Source organism: Sphingobacterium sp. 1.A.4, from assembly GCF_002734245.1.
GTDB lineage: Bacteria > Bacteroidota > Bacteroidia > Sphingobacteriales > Sphingobacteriaceae > Sphingobacterium > Sphingobacterium tenebrionis.
In genome coordinates this window covers 13,588-34,692 of sequence record NZ_PEAZ01000059.1, presented here as the reverse complement: position 1 = coordinate 34,692, position 21,105 = coordinate 13,588, and the positions used below count along the sequence as shown (strand labels likewise).

At 41.2% G+C, this 21,105-nt stretch carries 11 protein-coding genes and 1 pseudogene; all 12 read left to right on the top strand.

Annotation, left to right across the window (positions count from 1 at the left end; genetic code table 11):
* Positions 1–217, top strand: a pseudogene (locus CRJ00_RS18810) (hypothetical protein); the annotation flags it as partial.
* Between the two features lie 592 nt (positions 218–809).
* A complete protein-coding gene (locus tag CRJ00_RS10065) occupies positions 810–3,896 on the top strand; it encodes a SusC/RagA family TonB-linked outer membrane protein (RefSeq protein WP_099366743.1) in 3,087 nt (1,028 codons plus the stop codon).
* A gap of 10 nt (positions 3,897–3,906) precedes the next feature.
* Positions 3,907–5,493, top strand: coding sequence for a SusD/RagB family nutrient-binding outer membrane lipoprotein (locus tag CRJ00_RS10060; protein WP_099366742.1), 1,587 nt, complete (start codon positions 3,907–3,909; stop codon positions 5,491–5,493).
* A gap of 16 nt (positions 5,494–5,509) precedes the next feature.
* The gene (locus tag CRJ00_RS10055; RefSeq protein ID WP_099366741.1) at positions 5,510–6,331 is read left to right on the top strand and encodes a DUF4397 domain-containing protein; all 822 of its coding nucleotides are present in this window, start codon (positions 5,510–5,512) and stop codon (positions 6,329–6,331) included.
* Between the two features lie 2 nt (positions 6,332–6,333).
* Entirely contained in the window at positions 6,334–7,311 is a 978-nt protein-coding gene (locus CRJ00_RS10050) for a phosphodiester glycosidase family protein (RefSeq protein WP_099366740.1), read from the top strand.
* Positions 7,312–7,645: 334 nt separating this feature from the next.
* Positions 7,646–8,881 carry an exo-beta-N-acetylmuramidase NamZ family protein gene (locus CRJ00_RS10045; protein WP_099366747.1) on the top strand — a complete coding sequence of 412 codons (1,236 nt, stop codon included), beginning with the start codon at positions 7,646–7,648 and terminating at the stop codon, positions 8,879–8,881.
* Positions 8,882–9,066: 185 nt separating this feature from the next.
* On the top strand, positions 9,067–12,525 hold the full coding sequence (locus CRJ00_RS10040; protein ID WP_099366739.1) for a SusC/RagA family TonB-linked outer membrane protein: 3,459 nt from the start codon (positions 9,067–9,069) through the stop codon (positions 12,523–12,525).
* An 18-nt stretch (positions 12,526–12,543) separates the two neighbouring features.
* Entirely contained in the window at positions 12,544–14,346 is a 1,803-nt protein-coding gene (locus CRJ00_RS10035; protein ID WP_099366738.1) for a RagB/SusD family nutrient uptake outer membrane protein, read from the top strand.
* A gap of 31 nt (positions 14,347–14,377) precedes the next feature.
* Positions 14,378–15,796 carry a DUF4623 domain-containing protein gene (locus CRJ00_RS10030; RefSeq protein ID WP_099366746.1) on the top strand — a complete coding sequence of 473 codons (1,419 nt, stop codon included), beginning with the start codon at positions 14,378–14,380 and terminating at the stop codon, positions 15,794–15,796.
* A gap of 104 nt (positions 15,797–15,900) precedes the next feature.
* Positions 15,901–17,352, top strand: coding sequence for a glycoside hydrolase family 10 protein (locus CRJ00_RS10025; RefSeq protein ID WP_257213739.1), 1,452 nt, complete (start codon positions 15,901–15,903; stop codon positions 17,350–17,352).
* A gap of 2 nt (positions 17,353–17,354) precedes the next feature.
* On the top strand, positions 17,355–19,202 hold the full coding sequence (locus CRJ00_RS10020; protein ID WP_099366737.1) for an outer membrane protein assembly factor BamB family protein: 1,848 nt from the start codon (positions 17,355–17,357) through the stop codon (positions 19,200–19,202).
* A 42-nt stretch (positions 19,203–19,244) separates the two neighbouring features.
* On the top strand, positions 19,245–21,068 hold the full coding sequence (locus tag CRJ00_RS10015) for a glycoside hydrolase family 9 protein (RefSeq protein WP_257213738.1): 1,824 nt from the start codon (positions 19,245–19,247) through the stop codon (positions 21,066–21,068).
* Positions 21,069–21,105: the final 37 nt, after the last annotated feature.

The window sequence follows — 21,105 nt, the reverse complement described above, 5'->3', positions numbered from 1 at the left end:
CGGCATACTGAAGGCGGAGTTCGACCTCTACGCATCACAGGGTGGCCTGAGGGAGACCACCGGAAAGATACGGGAGAACATCAGGGTATACAACAACCTGAGGCCGCACGCGAGCTGTGACTACCTCACCCCTGAACAGGCACACATGAGATCAGGTGCGCTCAGAAAGAGATGGAGACCAAAAAAATATCCAATAGTGAAGAAAGAGTTTGTATAGTACATATAGTATTACCAAATTTGCCTGTATAATCAATTCAGAATTAAACCAATAATCTGTATAGCTATATAAGGACAAGACACTTGGTCCAAGTGAGTTATAAGTGAGTTATAAGTGAGTTGTAAGTGAGGTGTAAGTGCCTTCACTTACTTACATATTACTTAGAGGATGCTTCCAACGCGCCGAAATAAAGGACCTATCTTGAACCAAGTTTATTCCCAATATTCACTACTCTAATAAGCTGCTTGGTTTTATTTCGTTAAATAAGCTTTTTATTTTAAAGTTGACCTATGCGGTAGCCTAAAATTTAGAAAAACGCATAATCCATTATTTTGTTTTGAAAGTTGCAAAGATTCGAATCATGAGAGTAGATTCTACTGATTTATATTCGTTTTTTGTGACAATTCCTTGAAATTAATTCTTGTTGCAATGCGTATTCCTGCGTATTTCAAAAAAATAAAATAAAAACAATGCAAAATATCAACCTTTTATTTTTATACTTGTTATAAGAAAACGAACCATGTATTGTTTAGCTCTTGCTTCGCAATACAAAAACTAACAGAACTTAAATTATACATCTAAATCTTAAATTATGAAAGGAAGGCTACTTCTATTCGTTATTGGGCTAGTCTTTATTAGTTCCAATCTCTATGCGCAGCGCAGCATTTCAGGAAAGGTTACGGATTCAAAGGGTGACCCACTAGGAGGTGTAACGGTGCAGGAGAAAGGAAAGGGGAACCAGACACTGACCAATAGCTCCGGAAATTATTCCATTAGTATTTCAGAAGATGCGACCTTGGTGTTTCGCTTTATCGGTTATACAACCGCAGAGAGAAAGCCCTCAGGGAACATCCAAAACGTATCCTTAACGGAAGATCAATCCAATATTGATGAGGTTGTTGTTACGGCCTTCGGTATTGAACGTGATCGGAAAACCTTAGGTTATTCTACGCCAAAGGTATCCGGGGATGAGGTTGCGGAAACACAACGCGAGGCATTTTTCAATGGTCTTCAAGGTCGTGTACCCGGGCTGACGGTGAATTCGTCAAGTGGATTGCCAGGTGCTTCTGCGCAGATTGTATTGCGGGGATTCATTTCTATCTCCGGCGATAACAATGCATTAATTATCGTCGATGGGGTTCCAATCGATAACTCGGTTGTCAATGAGGCAGATATGGTGCACGTAGGAACCAATAGGGAAAATGATTATTCCAACCGTGGTATTGATATCAACCCTGAAGATATTGAAAGTTATGTGATCATGAAAGGTGCCGAAGCTACCGCGATGTATGGTAGTATGGGTGCCGGGGGTGCGATTTTGATTACGACTAAGAAAGGTAAAGCTGGAAGGGCTTCAGTAAATTATTCCTATTCTGGCCGTTTTGAAAAACCGTATCGCTATCCGGAACGCCAATATATCTATGCGCAAGGAACCAACGGTGTTTACACCGCAACTTCTGCCTATGCTTTAGGACCAAAATATAATGAAAATGAGGTATTGCATACTGATAATACCAAAAACTTCTTTCGTACAGGTTTTAACCATAAGCACAACCTTACCATAGAAGGAGGTTCCGATGCGATTACCTATCGTTGGTCCAATGAGTATTTTGACAATAAAGGGGTAGTGCCTAATACGAGTCTCAGAAGGTTTACTTCCAGATTAACGGGTACTTCAAAAATTAACTCCAAAATGGATATGAACACCACGTTTAGCTATATGAATTCTCATAACGATAAGGCTAATAAGGGTGATGTGGGCTATTTGATGGCGCTTTTGAGGTTTAACCCAAGATGGGACGTGCGTGATTGGATCGATGAAGGGGGGAATAGGGTGCTGCATGCTTCAGATATTTACAATGAAATTGATAACCCATTTTGGGATGCCTATAAAAATACCGCATACGATGATGTGAACAGGATGATTGCCAACTCCCAGTTCAACTATAAACCGAATTCTTGGATCAGTATGCAGGCAACTTTGGGGATGGAATATTCCGTTACCAACGGATTCAAGATTTATCATGGTCAATCCTATAATGGGTCAGGAAACTCTAGCGATCCGGATTTAGGAGAAATGTACATCTATACGAGAGGTGCAAGAATATTTACTGGTGGATACCGCGTGACGACCAGAAACTCTTTTTTTGATAAAAAGTTTACCATGCAAAATAACCTTGCTGCGAATATTTACGACTATCATTATAATACCGATTCGCAGTATGGTCGCAAAATGTATGATCCTAATTTTTATAACATCAATAATTCCGACCCGGATGAGCGTCGGGCAAAAAATTATATCGATCGATATCGGATCATGGGAGCATCCCTTCAGTCGGTATTAAGTTATAAATCCCTGTTGTCACTGACGCTTACCGGAAGGGTCGATGCGTCTTCTAGATTGATGCCAAATAATCCTGTCTTTGCTTATCCATCAGCATCTTTAGCCTTCAATTTTTCAGAATTTGATGCAGTTAAGGAGAATTATAATTGGTTGGATGAAGGAAAATTGCGTTTTTCCATTTCCAGAACAGGTAAGGGACCATTTAGATCATTTGCTACACGTTCTAACCTAGAAACTCAAATGACTTCAGGCGGTGGTTTTGCTTATGGAGTGAATGGTGGTAATCCGAATTTATTTGTGGAAACGACCGAAGATATGGAAGGTGGTTTGGACTTAAGCTTTTTCAAAAGGAGGTTTACCATGGATTTCACGTATTACCGTCGTCGCAGTATTGACCAGATTTTCAATCCTCGCTTAAGTTATGCCACTGGTTTTATTCTGAAACTAATCAATGGTGGTACTATTGAAGCGAATGGTATCGAGATCCAAAGTAATGTAGCACCAATTCGTAAACCAAACTTTAATTGGGATATCACTTTTAACTACACCAAGCAACGTAGTATTGTTAAATCATTGGCGAAAGATATTCCAGAGTCCTACGATTCCGATACCTGGTTAACAGGCGGGGTTCGTTCCGCAGTTTTCATCGGAGAGAGTATTGGTTCTTTATCAGCTACTAAATTTAAGCGTAATGATCGTGGAGACATCTTGATTAATCCTCAAAATGGCTTGCCATTATTGCCAAGTGAATCTACTTTTGGTTATGTCGGTGATCGTATTCCAAGATTTACCCTAGGTATCGTCAATAAGTTCAGGTATAAAGACTTTACCTTGAATTTCCTTTGGGATTCTAGAGTGGGTGGAGACGTCTATAACCTTTTGGACTATAGATTATATACTCTTGGTTTAAGTAGTCAAACCTTAAACCGGGAAGAACCTCGTGTAGTTCATGGTGTATTAGAAGACGGACTAGAAAACACCGATAATCCGACACCAAATAACATCGCAGTAACTCCTTATTATACTTCTGGCTATTACTATAGTTCAGTAACCGGTGAGAAATTTGTTGAAAAGAATATTTGGACGGTAAGGCTTCGTGATATCACATTAAGTTATTTAATGCCGAAAAATCTAGTAAGAAGAATTGGGCCTAAATCTGACCTTTCCCTATTCTGTACATTGACAGATGTGGTTTTGTTAACTAATTATTCCGGCTTAGATCCAGAATCAAACTCTAATACACCGGGTATTGGTGGTATTGGCGGATATGGTATTGATTATGGAAACATGACTAGGCCAATTGGATTTAACTTTGGATTTAGATTGAAACTTTAATCGGAACATTATGAAAAAGAATAATATAATCACCTATGTCATAGCGGCTGTTTCTTTATTAACCGTAGGATGTAAAAAAATATTGGATATCAATTTCAGTCCTTCTTTTCCACAAGAAGTTTCGGCGGAATTGTATTTATCACCCATACAATACCAGATCGCTAACGGATATGGGCAGGATCAACGGATCATTAACAAATTTACCCAAGCGATGCTGGGAACTTCAACAGATCGTGCATCCTATATCTGGGAACAGCACAGTTACCCTGGTGGGGTAAGTGATGTCGGAGGTGTGATGTGGAGAATGGTTTATTTTAACCATGGTAAAAACCTAGAAAATCTACTTGCTGATTCCAAGGTGAGTAAAAAATATGAATTCACGGCAATCGGATACGCGATTAAAGCTTTTGATTATCAGCTATTAACAGATTATCATGGACCAATTGTATTGGATGGTGCTTATGAAGATCGGTTACAGTTTGAATATAAAGATCAGCCGGATGTTTATAAACGAGTGCAGGTTTGGTGCGATTCGGCTTTATACTTCTTAGATCAGAAAAGTATGGCCGATAATACGGGTATATTATCCAAATATGATTTTATGTACGGTGGTAATATGGAGCGATGGAGGAAATTCATATACGGAGTAAAAGCCTTGAATTATGCGAGATATATCAATAAACCTGATTTTTTGACCAATTATGCAGATTCTGTGATGAAATATACCAGTTTGTCCTTTGCGTCTGAAGCAGATAACGCAACAGTAAAGTTCACAGGTTCAAGTTCAGAAAACTCCAATGTATATGGTCAAGATCAAGCCTTATTGAACAGCACCTATTATAATAGGGCAGGAGCACCGATATTACGTTATTTAACTGGCGGGGTGCGTGGCGAATATGAAGAAGAGGCAAAAACTTCGAGCGATCCAAGATTATCTCGGATGCTAAAATTTGGTACTTCAGCAACAACTACTACAGATAGTATTTACCGGGCAGCTTTGCCGGATGGAAGATCGGCAAATTCGACCGTTCCTGCAGTGGGAAATTTCTATATGTTCAAAAACACAACGGATTTTCCAATCATGACGTATTCCCAATTGCAATTTATCCGTGCGGAGGTAGCCTTAAAAAAAGGCGATCTTCCCGTTGCGCATGAAGCTTATTTAAACGGTATCCGTGGACATATGACCTTTGTCAATAAATATACGGCGGTCAAAGATGAAAACCAGGGAACCATTTTCAATCCATTAGAGATTACGGCAGCGGAAATAAATTCGTACATGGATTCTACGGAAGTTGCTCAAACTGCTGCTGAGTTGACATTGGCTGATATTATGGGCCAAAAATATATTGCCTTATGGGGATGGGGGGGATACGATATCTGGTCTGATCTTCGGAAATATAGATATGATCCTGCTATTTTCAGGCAATTTGTAACAAGGTCAGGTGCAGAATTAGCACAGGGAAGTTACACTTATCGCGTGCGGCCAAGGTTCAATTCGGAATACATGTGGAATGCAGAAGAGTTAGAGAAATGGGGCGGATTAGAGGCCAATTATGTGATCACGCCAACCTGGTTTGTATTAGACAACTATTAAAAGGAGAGAAATTATTATGAAAAGATATAGTTTATTCATTTTTTTATTGGGTTTAGTTACACTCACTACCATAGGGAGTTGTAATAAAGATAAAATCCAGGATTTCGGAGCTGTAGAATTCATGGATGAATCGAATTCCATTGTTAAGATCAATATGGCTTCCGCTTATCCAGACGATAGATACATGATCGTTAAATTTAATGATGTGCGGGTTACACCAAAGATTAGAGGCAGGGAGCCCTATCCTGGTGGCGGTTATAATACCAGGGGGCCGTCAAGTTCGGAATTCTTAATGGTCAAAGGCGGTGATGTCGAAGTAAAGGTGGTATTACCAAAAACCAAAGATGACGGAACAGATTCGGTTTTGCTTTATAAAACAACGCTGAATATAAAGGCTAATAGTCGTTATACTTTCCATGTAACGGATACAGGAGCCAATACGAAGGTGATTCCAACAGAAGAAACATTTGCCCTTCCGGATTCATCCTATGCATCCTATCGGTTCGTGAACTTGATTCCGAATGTTCCAGCAGTAGATCTATATTATGGATTTTATTCGACTTCGGCTACCGCGCAAAAACCCGATCAAGATTCTTTGGTTTTAAGCAATATTAAATATGGGGAAATCTCTCCAACCTTTGTGTTGAATCGCGCGATTACCAGAACTTGGAAAGTTAGGCCTGCAGGAGCTGCGGTAACCAATGCTACGGTTCTTGCGTTTTATGCGAATGCAGGATCCACCTTAAACCAAAGGCAATATACAGCTTATGCTATGGGTTGGGCAGGAAAGACCGATGCCATTATGAAACCATATATTTCATTTATGTTAGTTCGATAATTATGAAAAGAAGATATATAAAAACAATTATAGGTTTATCTATCGCTCTATTTACAATGGGTTCTTTGGATTCTTGTAAAGTAAGGGATGACTTTCCAGAATTTGGCGAACCTGTAGAAGAAGAGCCAGAAGAAGATATAATTCCTCCTGATAATCTGATGACGCCGATGATCCAATCGATCAAGGATAAGACGAACTATTTGAAGGTGTTTCAGATGGATACCACGCAGACCATTTCACCAGGGGTTGAATACTTGCATGCCAGATTTATCAATAGAGAGGATGTACCTATCAGTATACATATTATGGAATTGGATATTTCCAATCCAAAATTAACCATGCAGGCATTGACTCCTTATAATGAAAACATGTTTGCGGTTCAGAACCTGCCTGAAATGGTGAAATTCAACCAAAAAACGGCTGAAGGGAAGCTATTGGCGGCCATAAATGGGGATGCGGTCACTTCGGGCGAACCGACTGGATCTTTTGTGAAATTTGGGAAAGTCCTCAAAACAAGTACCTCTAAAACAAGACCCTATATTGGTGTAAAAAAAGGATCCGATGCGATACAATTTTTCAATAGTCCTGATGCTACTAAATACCCTACGGATGCCATAAATTTAGCGGAAATCAAACATCTGGTCGGAGGTAGTTACTTCCTTTTATATAAGGGTGAAGATGTTTCCACAAGTTCAAGTGGAGCTGCGCGTATTGCTGTTGGAATCAACGAGGCATCAACCAAGCTTTACTTAATGGCCGCTGATGGAGTCATTGCTAATTTTTCAGCAGGCGTTGCGCTTAATGATCTAAGGGACATGATGCGTGCAATAGGCTGCTATACAGCGATGCAACCCACTAGTGGAAATTTGACAGCCATGACCGTTCTTGATATCCTGAATCCAGAACAATCTTGGATCAATAAAAACTTTACAACCACTCCTGCCGGAACAACCAATGGTATTGGCTTTGTACTAAAGTAATGGTGATATATTAGTTTGTTGTTGGGTTGCCTTAGGGCAACCCTTTTTTGTTATATATCATTCTCCGTAACACCAATGTTACTTAAAAGTGTTTATTTTACACTAAGTCGTGCAACCGATTGCACTCAAAATCAGCTTTAAACGCTGAATTACGGGATTTTACGGATTTTCTTCCCCCAGGAAATAAAATATCAATATTCTGCTTTATGCGTTTTTAGCAAATTGTTTTGCTGAAAGTGACGTAAATCATGCATCAACTTGCTTTATTGTGCGTTATTTCTATTATTTTTATCCCATAAATGTGGTAGAATCCGCAAAGAAACGAAATCTATTAATGAAAAATTTTTTAGTTCATAGTCTACTTTTAGCAGTTCTATTGACCAATAGCTGCGGTTCGTCGAAAATAAACAAGACTTCCAATCCTGCTGTGGCCAATCCTCAGGAGAATGTCTCTAACCAAGCCATTGTCCCTGCTGCCGATCAGCTTAAAGCTTATCTGCCCTTATTGAAAGGAAAAAAAGTAGGATTGATGGGGAATCAGACTTCCGTTGTAGGACCGAATAATGAGCACTTGGTGGATGTGTTGCTGCGCGAAAAGGTGGATCTGAAATTTGGATTTGCTCCTGAACATGGTTTCCGTGGAGATATCGAAAGAGGAGAGAAGGTTTCGAATGATGTGGATGCCAAAACAGGACTACCATTGTTCACTTTATATGGTGGAAATGCGAAACAGGATTCGATTGTGAAATCCATCGATGTGATGATCTTCGATCTTCAGGATGTAGGCGCACGTTTCTATACCTACATCACATCTTTGCACCGTGTAATGGAGCTGTGTGCAAAACATAATAAGGAATTAATCGTATTGGACCGCCCAAATCCATGTGGAGACCAAGTGGATGGCCCAGTACGTAAAGATGATAAATTCAAGTCCAATGTATCCTTCCATAAAATTGCGATGGTACATGGCCTAACCGTTGGCGAGTTGGCCAAAATGATCAACGGCGAAAAATGGTTGGAAAATGGAAAGGAATGTAAATTAACGGTAGTACCCGTACAGAATTATACCCATAGTTCTATCTACAAATTACCGGTAATCCCTTCTCCAAGCTTACCGAACCACCTTTCTGTTCGTTTATATGCTGCCTTATGTCTTTTTGAAGGAACCGATATTTCGGTGGGTCGTGGAACAGATTGGCCTTTCCAAGTGGTGGGATATACCAACCCAGTTTACGGTGATTTTACCTTCACCCCAGGCGAAAAAGCAGGGATGGTAAAACATGTGGAAGGTAAGGGAGCAGTAAATTACGGATTGGACCTTAGGAATATCAATCCGGATGAATTTAAATTCACCCTAAAATATGTGCTGTACTTCTATGATAAAATGCCGGACAAGTCGAAATTCTTTGCCAGACCAGAGTTCTTCGATAAGTTGGCAGGAACAGATGAACTACGGAAACAGATTTTAGCCGGTAAAACCGAAAAAGAAATACGCGAAAGTTGGCAGCCTGAATTAGCGGCATACAAACAGATGCGTAAAAAATATCTACTCTACCCAGATTTCGAATGAAAAACAAGTGGAAGGCTCAATTAATTTGGGCCTATTCACGTTAATCCAATCTGGTGAAATTGTCCTCCTTAGGGGATATGGAGTAATACCTATTATGAATAATAACTGATCTAATCCTGAAACAAATATCAGGGTTGGACCTAAATAAGATAAAAAACAAATTATAAATTATTAATCATTTAGCAATGCGAAGACTTCTACTCTTTTCTCTCGCTCTTGGATTGACGATGCCAACTTATGCTTCATTCGCTGAGGCAAAGGGCAAAGAATCTCTAGGAAAAAATGCTGGCTGGACTAAGGCCACATCGGTATTGCAAAATACGGTTTCAGGTACGGTATCAGGACCTGACGGTGTGATTGCTGGGGCTACGGTTACCGTAGTAGGTTCAACAGCAACAACGGTAACCGATGCAAACGGTAAATTCACGATCAATGCAGCTGTTGGAGCTACATTGCGCGTTTCCTTTGTAGGTTTAGAGACCAAGACCGTAACTGTAACAGGAAGCACTATCAATATCACCTTAACCGAATCCAGCGATGCGTTGGAGGAAGTAGTGGTAGTAGCATACGGTGCGCAAAAAAAGGAGCACCTTACAGGTGCGGTATCTTCTGTAAACGTGGAAAAAACCTTAGGATCCCGCCCGATTTCTGATGCAGGTCGTGGATTGCAAGGTGCGGTTCCAGGTTTAAGTGTACAGATCCCTTCTGGTGAGGTAGGTTCTGACCCTATTATGAAAATCCGTGGTCAGGTTGCTTCCATTTCCGGTAGCAGCAACCCGTTGATCTTGGTTGACAACGTGGAGATACCTAGTATCAATATGATCAACCCGAATGATATCGCTGAGATTTCCGTGCTTAAAGATGCAGCATCTGCATCCATCTATGGATCAAAAGCAGCATTTGGTGTGGTCTTGATCACCACGAAAAAAGGCGCCAAAACAGAAACCAACAATATCACCTATTCCAATAACTTTTCCCTTCAAACACCATTCAAACCAATTGATATCGCAAGTATCGATGGTTTGCAATATACGTTGGATGCCCATAAGAACATGCAGTCTGCAGGTTCGGCAGGTGGTTTCTGGCGGATATCGGAAGAAAGTATCCGCAGAGCGAAGGAATGGCAGGAAAAATACGGCGGTGTAATCGGTAATTCAGATCCTGTAGTTTATGGCCGTGACTGGTACGTGGAGAACAACGAGAAGTTCGGTGTTCGTATGTACGACCCAGTAGCGGTAATGATCAAGGATAATGCCCTAACCAACCTACATAACCTAGGATTAAATGGTAAGGCTGGAAATACAACCTATAATATCAGCGCTGGTTACTTGAACCAGAATGGTATGATGAAAGCGGCTAAGCATGATGATTTCAAGAGATATAATGCGACGTTGAATGTTTCCACCAAAGTAACCGACTATTTGTCCCTACGAGGTGGTGCCATGTATTCTGATGGTACAAAACGTTATGCCAACTCTGCAACCGGCTTTACGGCGGATCCATGGTTATACCTTTACCGTTGGTCGAGAGCTTTCCCTATTGGTGTGCAGGAACATGGTGTAGATATCCGTGACCCTTATTTCGATACCGCAAAATCACATACGGCCTATAAAATCGATCGCTATACCAACTTGAATTTAGGAACTACTGTAGACCTGATGACAGGTTGGGATGTGAAAGCAGACTATACATTTAGTTCAGAAAATAACGGCAATAGATCATCTATGCCTACTTTCTCTGGTAAAAGTACTTGGTATGGTGTAGAACCTTGGAATGATGAGAATGGTAATAGAATCTACGTGGATGAAAATGGTCTTCCAACCGACAACGGTGGAACAATGGCCTTTAAATTCCCTTTCGAAAACTACATTACCAAAGCACAATCTAATATTTATCAACGTTCCTTCAACTCCCAAAGACATACGTTCAACGCATTCTCTACCTATGGTAAGAAATTCGGAGAAGACCATGACTTTAAAGCAATGTTGGGAACAAACATTGTGGCCTTTAAATGGAGAAATCATTTCTCTAGAAGGACCAATCTGATCAATGAGGAAAATCCACAGTTTGATTTTGCTACGGGGGTACAGGAAAGTGGTGGAGACACCAACTGGGATTCCCAAGTAGGGGTATTCGGACGTTTAAACTATACGTTCAAAGAGAAATACCTTTTCGAGACCAGTTTGAGATATGATGGAACTTCAAAATTCCCTTCTCACTTGCGTTGGAGATATTATCCTTCGGTATCAGCAGGATGGATTATTTCCAATGAAAATTTCATGCAGGGAATTTCCAATGTGTTGAGTTTTGCAAAACTACGTGGTTCATGGGGTATGATTGGTGACCAATCCGTTTCCAACTCATTATATGTGCCTACCATGGATATCGGACCAAACAACTGGTTGGATGGATCGGGTAATTATTATTACTCCATGACAACCCCAGGTGCGGTACGTAATGATATTAGATGGCAGGATATCGAACACCTGAACGTGGGTGCCGACTTGAAATTCTTCAACAAATTAGGGGTGGTATTTGAATGGTACGAAAGAAAAACCAATCATATGATCATTCCTGGTGAATCATTACCAGGTACATTTGGTACAACTCCAGCTAGAGGGAACTTTGGTAACCTTTCTACAAAGGGATGGGAATTGGCCATTGATTACAACCATAGCTTCGATAACGGATTACGTTTGACTGTTAATGCTAATATCGCGGATGCTATTACAACCACTTATAAAGGATTGCAGTGGAACAGAGAATGGGAAAACAGATCTGTTGGAACGGAATTCGTAACTGGAAGTAGATATGGTGATGTATGGGGTTATGTAACAGATCGCCTTTACCAAAAAGACGACTTTGTATATGATGCAGATGGCAATTTTGAGCAAACAGCCATTATTTTCCAAGGTGTTTCCAAAACCACAAATATGTTAGCAGGTAATAATCCGGTTTATCAAACATTCTTTGAAGATGGTAACAACGTCATGAAAATGATGCCTGGAGACGTGAAATTTGTAGATGTGAATGGAGATGGATATATCACCTCAGGAAGCAGTACTTTCGGCGATCCAGGTGACCGAATGGTAATTGGTAACTCAACTCCTCGTTACGACTATGGTTTCAGATTAGGCGCAGACTTTAAAGGATTCGATCTTTCGGTATTCTTGCAAGGCGTTGGTAAACGTGAAATCTGGGGTGCTGGTCAATTAGCTATTCCTGGTTTCCATGTTAAAGATGGTGCTATGCCACAAGCAATCGCTGAAGACTATTGGAGAGAGGATCGTACAGATGCATTCTACCCAAGAGCATGGCATTTAGGTGGAGCTAACGAAGGTTACGTGATGAGACCTCAAACACGTTACTTATTGGATATGTCTTATTTTAAGATTAAGAACATCAATTTCGGATACTCCCTACCAGGAGCCTTGTTAAGTAGAGCGAACTTTAAAACAGCGCGTATCTATGTCTCTTTAGAAAACTTCTTTACGTTCGATAATTTGAGAGGACTTCCAATTGATCCAGAAGCAATTTCAGGTAACAGTATGTTATTGACGAATGGTAATTACAACCTTGGCCGTACGGGTACAGGAAATCCATCGTTCAAATCAGCTTCTGTCGGTATTCAAATTGGTTTATAATTACAGGAGGAAATTATTATGAAAATTAAATATAGTTTATTCGTTGCGGCAGCTTTATTTTTCACCAGTTGTGAGAAATTCTTAGACAGACCACAGCTTACGCAGGCAAATGACGAAACTGCATGGACAACAGAAGATAATGTACGTCTATATGCCAGACAATATTATACCACCTTTTTCCCAGGTTATGGATTAGGTTTTAGTACAGATGGAGCACTTTTAGCGTCCTATACCTTTAGTGACGATGTGCTTTACCAAGGCAACCAATCTCAATTCACTAGATCGGTGCCGGTAAGTGCAATCTGGAGCTATACCACGGTTCGTTCATTGAACATTATGATCGACCGGATTCAGACTAGAATGCAAGATGTTCTTGCACCAGAAGCTTTTAACCACTGGATCGGTATTGGTCGCTTCTTTAGAGCAATGCGTTATTGGGATTTGGTTTATGCTTATGGCGATGTTCCATATTACGATAGACCTATAGATGACACCGAACTTGATGAGCTTTATAAGAAAAGAACACCAAGGAATGAAGTGATGGATGCTGTTTATGAGGACATGAAATTTGCAATGGAAAATATTCGTGCAAATGATGGTGCTCAAACAGTAAATAAATTTATCGCGGCAGGTTTTATTTCTAAGATCGCCATGTCGGAAGGTTCTTGGCAGAAATATTATTATAAGAATGATGAAAGAGCTAAGAAATTCTTTGAATTGGCGGTTGAGGCTGGAGAAATGGTGAAAAGTAGCGGAAGATATGATATCGTTACGGATTACAGATCTCAATTCACATCCGATAATTTAGCCGGAAATAAAGATATGGTCCTTTATAGACAATATGATGCGGCTTTAGCGATTAGACATTCCATCTTATCCATTCATAACTTATCGGATAATGTTACTTATGGTCCTACAGCAGACCTATTGAAATCGTATATCTGTACAGATGGTAAAGTTTGGCAAAATTCAGATTCTACAAAAGCTTCTGATTTCACCAATGTGGAAATGGTTAAAAACAGAGATTCGCGTTTTGAAGCTACTTTCCATACGAATCCTACACCTAAGAACCGTGCATCATTTATGTACATTACTAAGTTCTTACCAAGGGATGTGGAAGCTCGCGTTGCAGCAGGAGGTTCTCCAGGTACCGAGTTTTCGGGTGCAAATAATGTAACGGATGCTCCGGTATTGAGATATGCAGAGGTGCTATTGAACTGGATCGAATCTAAGGCTGAATTGGCTACCCTTGGTGGTCCAGCAGTTACCCAAGCAGATATCGATGCTTCGATCAATAAAATCAGAAATAGACCAATCGCAGCAGATGCTGCTGCAAAAGGCGTGAAGAAAACAGCGGCAATGAACATCGGGGCATTACCTTCAGATCCTGATCGTGATGTAACGGTAAGTCCTTTGTTATGGGAAATCCGTAGAGAGCGTCGTATGGAGATGACTTTTGAGGATTCTCGTTTAGCCGATCTGAGAAGATGGTCGAAATTGCAATACATGGATACGGAACAAAATCCAGATCTTTTAGCAGGAGGATGGGTTAACTTCCCAACAGAAGCTCCTGGAGAATTGAAAGCTACTGTTTCTGTCGTGAAATTGAACGGCCAAATAGAGGTTTATAATCCAAGTGACCCTACTAGTAAAGACAAAATGAAAGGTTTTTACAGATATACACTGAACAAGGACCGTTTACCTTTCTACAACCAAACGAATATCAATCCTTACTTATCTCCAATAGGCTCTAATCAGATCAATGAATATGAGGCGGCAGGTTATACGTTGGATCAAACAGAAGGTTGGCCTCAGAACTAATTATGAATCTTAATTGATGATCAAGATGAAAATGAATTTTAATCAAACAATAGGAGGTATACTACTGGCTTTTGTAAGTTTTGTAGGATTTACTTCTTGTTCGGAGGATTTCCCAAAAAATATGGAATCCGATAAATATACCGATCTTAAATCCATTAAGATCGTTAATGCTGGACCGCTAGGAAACGAAGTTTTGGAAGGATCCATTGATGAAAAAACCAAAACGATTACCTTTCCAAGGTTGGATACCTTAACCGACTTTTCAGGTGTAATCTTTCAAGCAGAAACTTCTGAAGGTGCCAAACTGGAAAAAGATACCATTGCCATTCCTTTTCAAAGTGGGGATGCTTCTAAGGATATCTTTCTAAAAGTGGTTAACTCTCCTCGTTTTAAGGAATATAAAGCAGTAATCCGTTTCGATGTTCCTGTTTTTGGAGCAGACTTCGGAAAACCTACAGTATATGATTACTCTTCAAATCCAGTTGGAAATGCCGCATACACGGCATTCTCAGGTGGATTGGTCCGTGGAACGGGATTCGATGGAAAACATGTATTAATAATCTCTAGAGGAACCCCTGGAGTTCATTTATTAAATGTGGAAGATTTGAAAAACAATCAAATCAAACCGATCCAGGTAAACACTACGGGTGTAACAGGTGGTACTTTCCCAGTTAATATGGGAGCCCAAGTGAATGGTCGTACCTATGTGGCTAGTTTATCTACCTCTGGAGCATCACCTTTGAAACTGTATCTGTGGGAAGATCCTGCAGCAGCTCCTCAGGTAATTGCTAATATCAATGTTGGATCAATTGCTGGATCTGGTGCTCGTCATGGAGATAACTTCTCTATCGGATTAGATGCAAGCGGTAATGGTTATGCCTTCTTTATTAGTGGCGGAACCCAGGTGATGCGTTTGAAAATTGAGAACTATAAGAATGTAACCGAAACGGTAGCATTTAATACGGTTGCTACATACGGCCAATGGTCTTATTATAACCGTATTGGAAATTCAGAGAACTTCTTTGTTACTGGACATGATAAAGTGATCGCTGTTGCCAATAATGGAGGTGGAGTAAGCTATTCTATGGGAGCTAGCTCAATTCCGGTACACTCCGGTGACCCTCGTGTTATTGAATTCAACGGCGAACGCTATTTATTGGTTGTTACTGTTCCACGTGGTGGTGCAGCTGTTGATGCCGTAATGCGTGTTTACAACATTACGAGAGGCGCTAGCATCGTTGATGCATTAACTGCATTCGAGCAAGGAGATAAAAAACCGGTATATGAGTTTGGTATCTCAGGAAATGCCAATACAGCTCCTGGTACACAATCTGGTTACCATATTGTGAAGAATGCCGAAGGAAAAGATGAAAAATTAATGATCTATGGGGCAACCTCTGATGCTGGTTTTACCATCGTGGAATTCCCTATTAATGTACTAGAGGATTAACTTTAAGTCTTATATATGGTGAAAGGGCATCTGTTATGCAAATTTAGTTCTACTATTTGAGCAGGATGTCCTTTCATCTTTTTATTGAACCTTTTACTTTTATTATGATGAAAAAACTCTCTTTATACCTTTGCCTTTTCCTTTCATGGACTTTGTTGTTAGTAAGTTGTAGTAAGGACTCTGACCCTATTACACCAAATCCAGAACCTGAACCAGAACCTCCAGTTAGCACCCTGAAATTTCCCGGAAAGGAAATGCGAGCAGCTTGGGTAGCTACCGTATGGGAATTGGATTGGCCAGGAATCCGCGGTGAAGCTGCACAGAAGCAAAAATATATCGAGCAGTTGAATAAAATAAAAGAATTGAAATTCAACGCGGTTGTCTTTCAAGTAAAAGGCATGGGAGATGCCTTCTACAATTCTCCTTATGAACCATGGTCTGCTGCTATCTCCGGTACCAGAGGCGTAGATCCAGGTTATGATGTGTTGAAATTCTTAATCGATGAAACACATGCCCGCGGAATGGAATTCCATGCATGGATCAACCCATACCGTATTTCTACACGTGCTTCAAGCGCTACAGCTTTCCCTGCACTACATGCATCCATCGATGCATCTTGGGTAAAAGATTACGAAACTATCCGTATCTATAATCCAGCAGTCCCTGAAGTAAGACAGCGACTAAACGATATCGTCAAGGATCTCATCACCAAGTTCAATGTGGATGGTATTCATTTCGATGATTATTTCTATCCGGAAGGACAGAACCATAATGATGACGCCGAGTATACCAAATATGGAGCCGGCTATTCATCCAAAGAAAATTTCCGTCGTGGAAATGTAGATAAAGCTATTGAAGGAGTTTATAATACCATCAAAGCAACCAAACCAGCAGTGGTATTTTCCGTATCACCTGCTCCTAACAAAGACAATAACTACAATGTGTTATTTGCGGATATTGCAAAATGGACATCCTCAGGTTGGGTGGACATTGTAATGCCTCAATTATACCAAGAAATTGGAAATCAATATAATCCTTTCGAACGTAATCTAGCCACTTGGGTTCAATTCCGTGGTCAAGCTAAGGTAGTGGTTGGCCATGCAGCCTACAAATTCGGTGATCCAGCAATGGGAACCGCTTTCCAAAGTCCCGATGAGTTGCAAAGACAGTTTAACCTGACTAGAAACAACGACCGGGTATTCGGTAGTGTCATGTACAGCATGAAGAGTATCATGACAAATAAGGTTGGAATTACCGATAAGATCAAGGAACTTTATGCTAAAGATGTACTAATGCCATTCTTTGGACGAGAAGTAGCCGCAAAACCTACTACCCCAACCAATGTAAAAATCACAGGTTCTGAAATAACTTGGACTGCAGCTGCAAACAATACCCGATCAGCAGTTTATTATTTCTCGAGCAAAACTGCGACAGGCGAGCTGGTAGGAGTGACCACTGAAAATAAAATGCAGATATCAAAATCAGGTTTCTATTGTGTAACCGGTTTAAATGTAGATAACCTAGAAAGTAAAGAATCCGAGTTATTACAAAAATAAAAATGAGGAAATCCATCATTAAGTCGGCTTTTTGTGCATTGTTTTTATGCTGCACATCGGCGTTAACCGCTCAAACCTTCAAGTTTGCACAGGTAACCGATACGCACGTGGGTGGATCTACGGGAGCAGATGATCTTCGTAGAACCGTTGCTGATCTTAACCAGCAAAAGGACATCGACTTCGTCATCCTTTCTGGAGATGTCACGGAATTCGGTTCTGATGAGGAATTAGCGTTGGCCAAAAGAATTTTGGATAGCCTCCGATTGCCCCTGTATGTCGTTCCGGGGAACCACGACAGCAACTGGTCCGAAAGTGGCGCCAATAGCTTCCGCAAAGTATTTGGCGGAGAAATGTTCTTCTTCGAACATAAAGGATTTCAGTTCATCGGAACCACTTCGGGACCAAATATGCGGATGAGCCCTGGGCAAATCCCCCGTGAAAACCTCGTTTGGATGGATTCGGTTTTCAAAGCAAATCCCGATGCCTCCAAACCCCTTATCGCAACCAACCATTACCCACTAGATTCTTCACTGAACAACTGGTATGAAGCCATCGATCGCCTAAAAACGCGAAATGTGCAATTGGCAACCTGCGGACATGGGCATATCAATAAATTGTACGATTGGGAAGGGATTCCAGGTGTGATGGTACGATCCAATCTGCGCGCTAAAGATGCGGTAGGTGGATACAATATCCTCACCATCAGCAAGGATTCTGTGTTCTTTCAGGTTCGTAAGCCTTTGCTCCAAACCATGGATTATTGGCTAAAACTGCCTTTAAAGCAACTAACAGCAACAAACAATCAACAAATAAAAAGACCCGATTACTCCGTCAATAAAACTTCGAAAGCCCGACTCGTTTGGGAATATGAGGACCATGGGGATATCGGTGCCGGCATCAGTGCAGATAAAAAGCATTTATTTACGGCCAACACCGTTGGCGAAGTGTATGCCCTGAACCTTAAAACCGGTAAAAAAGCTTGGACCTATAAAACCGGCGGAAAAGTCTATTCTACGCCTATGGTGCATCAAGGGGTAGTTGTGGTAGGATCTTCCGACCACTATATCTATGGCCTCGATGCGAAGACTGGTCAACTAAAATGGAAGATCGAAGCGGCAAAAGCTGTACTTGGATCTCCTGCAGTTGCCAATGGCAAAGCCTTCATTGGGGGTTCTGAGGGTGTTTTCTGGGCGATTGATGTCAAGACCGGAAAGGTCATTTGGTCTTTCAGTCCGGTAAAAGGATATGTATCCAGCCAACCAACCCTGGCCGATGGAAAGGTGATTTTTGGTAGTTGGAGCAATGGCTTTTATTGCCTGAACCAACAAACAGGTAAATTGGAATGGGAGTGGAGCAACGGGCATCAGAACCGCATGTTCTCTGCCGCAGCAGTTTATCCCGTTGTGGCCAAAAACCGCGTATTCATCGTAGCACCTGATCGGTATATGACGGCCATCGATCTCCAGACCGGAAAAACGATCTGGCGGGAGAAAAAGGATGATTATCGCGTAAGGGAATCCCTAGGTTTATCGGCAGATCATCAGATGGTCTATGCAAAAACCATGGATGGCGAATTGATCGGAGTTCCGGTTAATTCCGAGAATATGGATATCACCTGGAAAGCCAAAGTAAGGCTGCCTTACGAATTGGCCCCAACGGCTATCTATTCGGATAAGAAATTAACATTTATGCCATCCGATAAAGGATTGATGACAGCAGTGTTGTCCAAATCTGGGGAAACGGCATGGCAATATAAAGTCTCCAATGGCATGATCAACCCGCCATTGGTCCTAAAAAATAAAATTGTATTTAGCAGCATGGATGGCAAGATTGTCATGCTATCCTATTGATAACATTGTTTTCATGTTCAACATGAAATAATCGGTTAACCTATGAATAAACCTACATGCTTTATACTTTTCTGTCTATTACTGCTTTCAGCGTTTTCCCTTCATGGGTTTGCGCCGGAACAGTCATGGATCAGGGTGAACCAATTGGGCTACCTTCCACAACAGAAAAAGGTGGCGGTTTGGGTTTCCAAAGCAAACAGCGAAGTCAAACGGTTCCAACTGATCAATTCCGATAGCCAGAAAGTGGTTTATACCAACAAAGCAGGTAAAGCATTTGGAAAATATGGTCCATTTCAGAAGGGATATCGATTAGACTTTTCTGCATTTAAGGGAAATGGAACATTCTATATCCTAAGCGATGATGGAATAAAATCTCCAGCATTTAAGATCAATGAGCAGGTGTATGAGGGTACTGCCGATTTTGCATTAAGATATATGCGGCAGCAAAGGACCCTGTTCAATCCCTTCTTAAAAGACAGCTGTCATACCCATGATGGGTTTACCATGTATGCCAGTTCGGTAGGAATGCCAGATAGTACCCGCGTCGATGTGGGAGGGGGATGGCATGATGCTTCCGATTACCTGCAATATGCTACTACCTCTGCGAATGCCACTTACCATCTCTTAGCGGCATACCGTGATTTTCCGCAGGTGTTTGGCGATCAAAAGCAAGCCAATGGCCTAGATGGGAAAAACGGCATTGCCGATGTGCTGGATGAAGCAAAATGGGGACTGGATTGGTTGCTCAAAATGCATCCAAAACCTAACATCATGTTCAACCAGATCGCCGATGATCGCGATCACATCAAACTGCGCATGCCCGGACAGGATTCTATCTATGGCCGTGGCCATGAAAGACCGGTTTATTTTATTGATGGTCTACCACAACAGCGGGGTAAATTTCTCAACAATACCACCGGTACCAGTTCAACAGCGGCAAAGTTTGTTTCCGCTTTTGGCTTGGGTCACCAACTCTACCAACAAAAAGACCAGGCTTTTGCACAGACACTAAAAGAAAAAGCACTTACAGCCTACCAATATGCCCATATCAAACCCGGTGTAACCCAGACCGTATCCGTGAAATCGCCCTATATCTATGCCGAGGACAATTGGGTTGATGATATGGAATTAGCGGAAGCCAGTATGTTCGGAATTACCCAGGATCAACAGCATTTGAACAAGGCATTGAACTATGCCCGCCAAGAGAACATTACGCCTTGGATGATCCGTGATACGGCCAATCATTACCAATATTATCCCTTTATCAATCTTGGTCATTATGAACTGGCAAAACAAGGAGATAGATCCAGCAAGAAAGAAGTGCTAACCTATTATAAAAAAGGAATCGAACAGGTGTGGGATAGGGCACAAGAGAATATGTTCTACCGCGGGGTTCCATTCATCTGGTGCAGCAACAACCTCACCACCTCCTTTGCTATCCAATGCCATTGGTACCAAGAACAGAGTGGCGATAAATCTTTTGAGGAATTGGAACAGGCAAATATAGATTGGTTGTTTGGCGTAAATCCTTGGGGCACAAGTATGGTTTATGGCCTGCCGGCCGATGGCGACACACCAATTGACCCACATTCAGCGTTTACCTATTTACACGGTTACCCCATTGATGGTGGTCTGGTGGACGGACCGGTCTATTCCAGTATTTACCAAAACCTGATAGGCATCAAATTGATAAACCCTGATGAATACGCGGATTTCCAGAGCGATCTGGTGGTTTATCATGACGATTTTGGGGATTACAGCACCAATGAACCGACCATGGATGGTACGGCATCGTTGATTTACCTCTTGTCTGCCAAAGAGAGTGAATCAAAAAAAAAAGAGCAATTGATACCCACGGGGCAATAATCCGTGGGGATGAACATAAAAAGCAGATCAGTCTGAT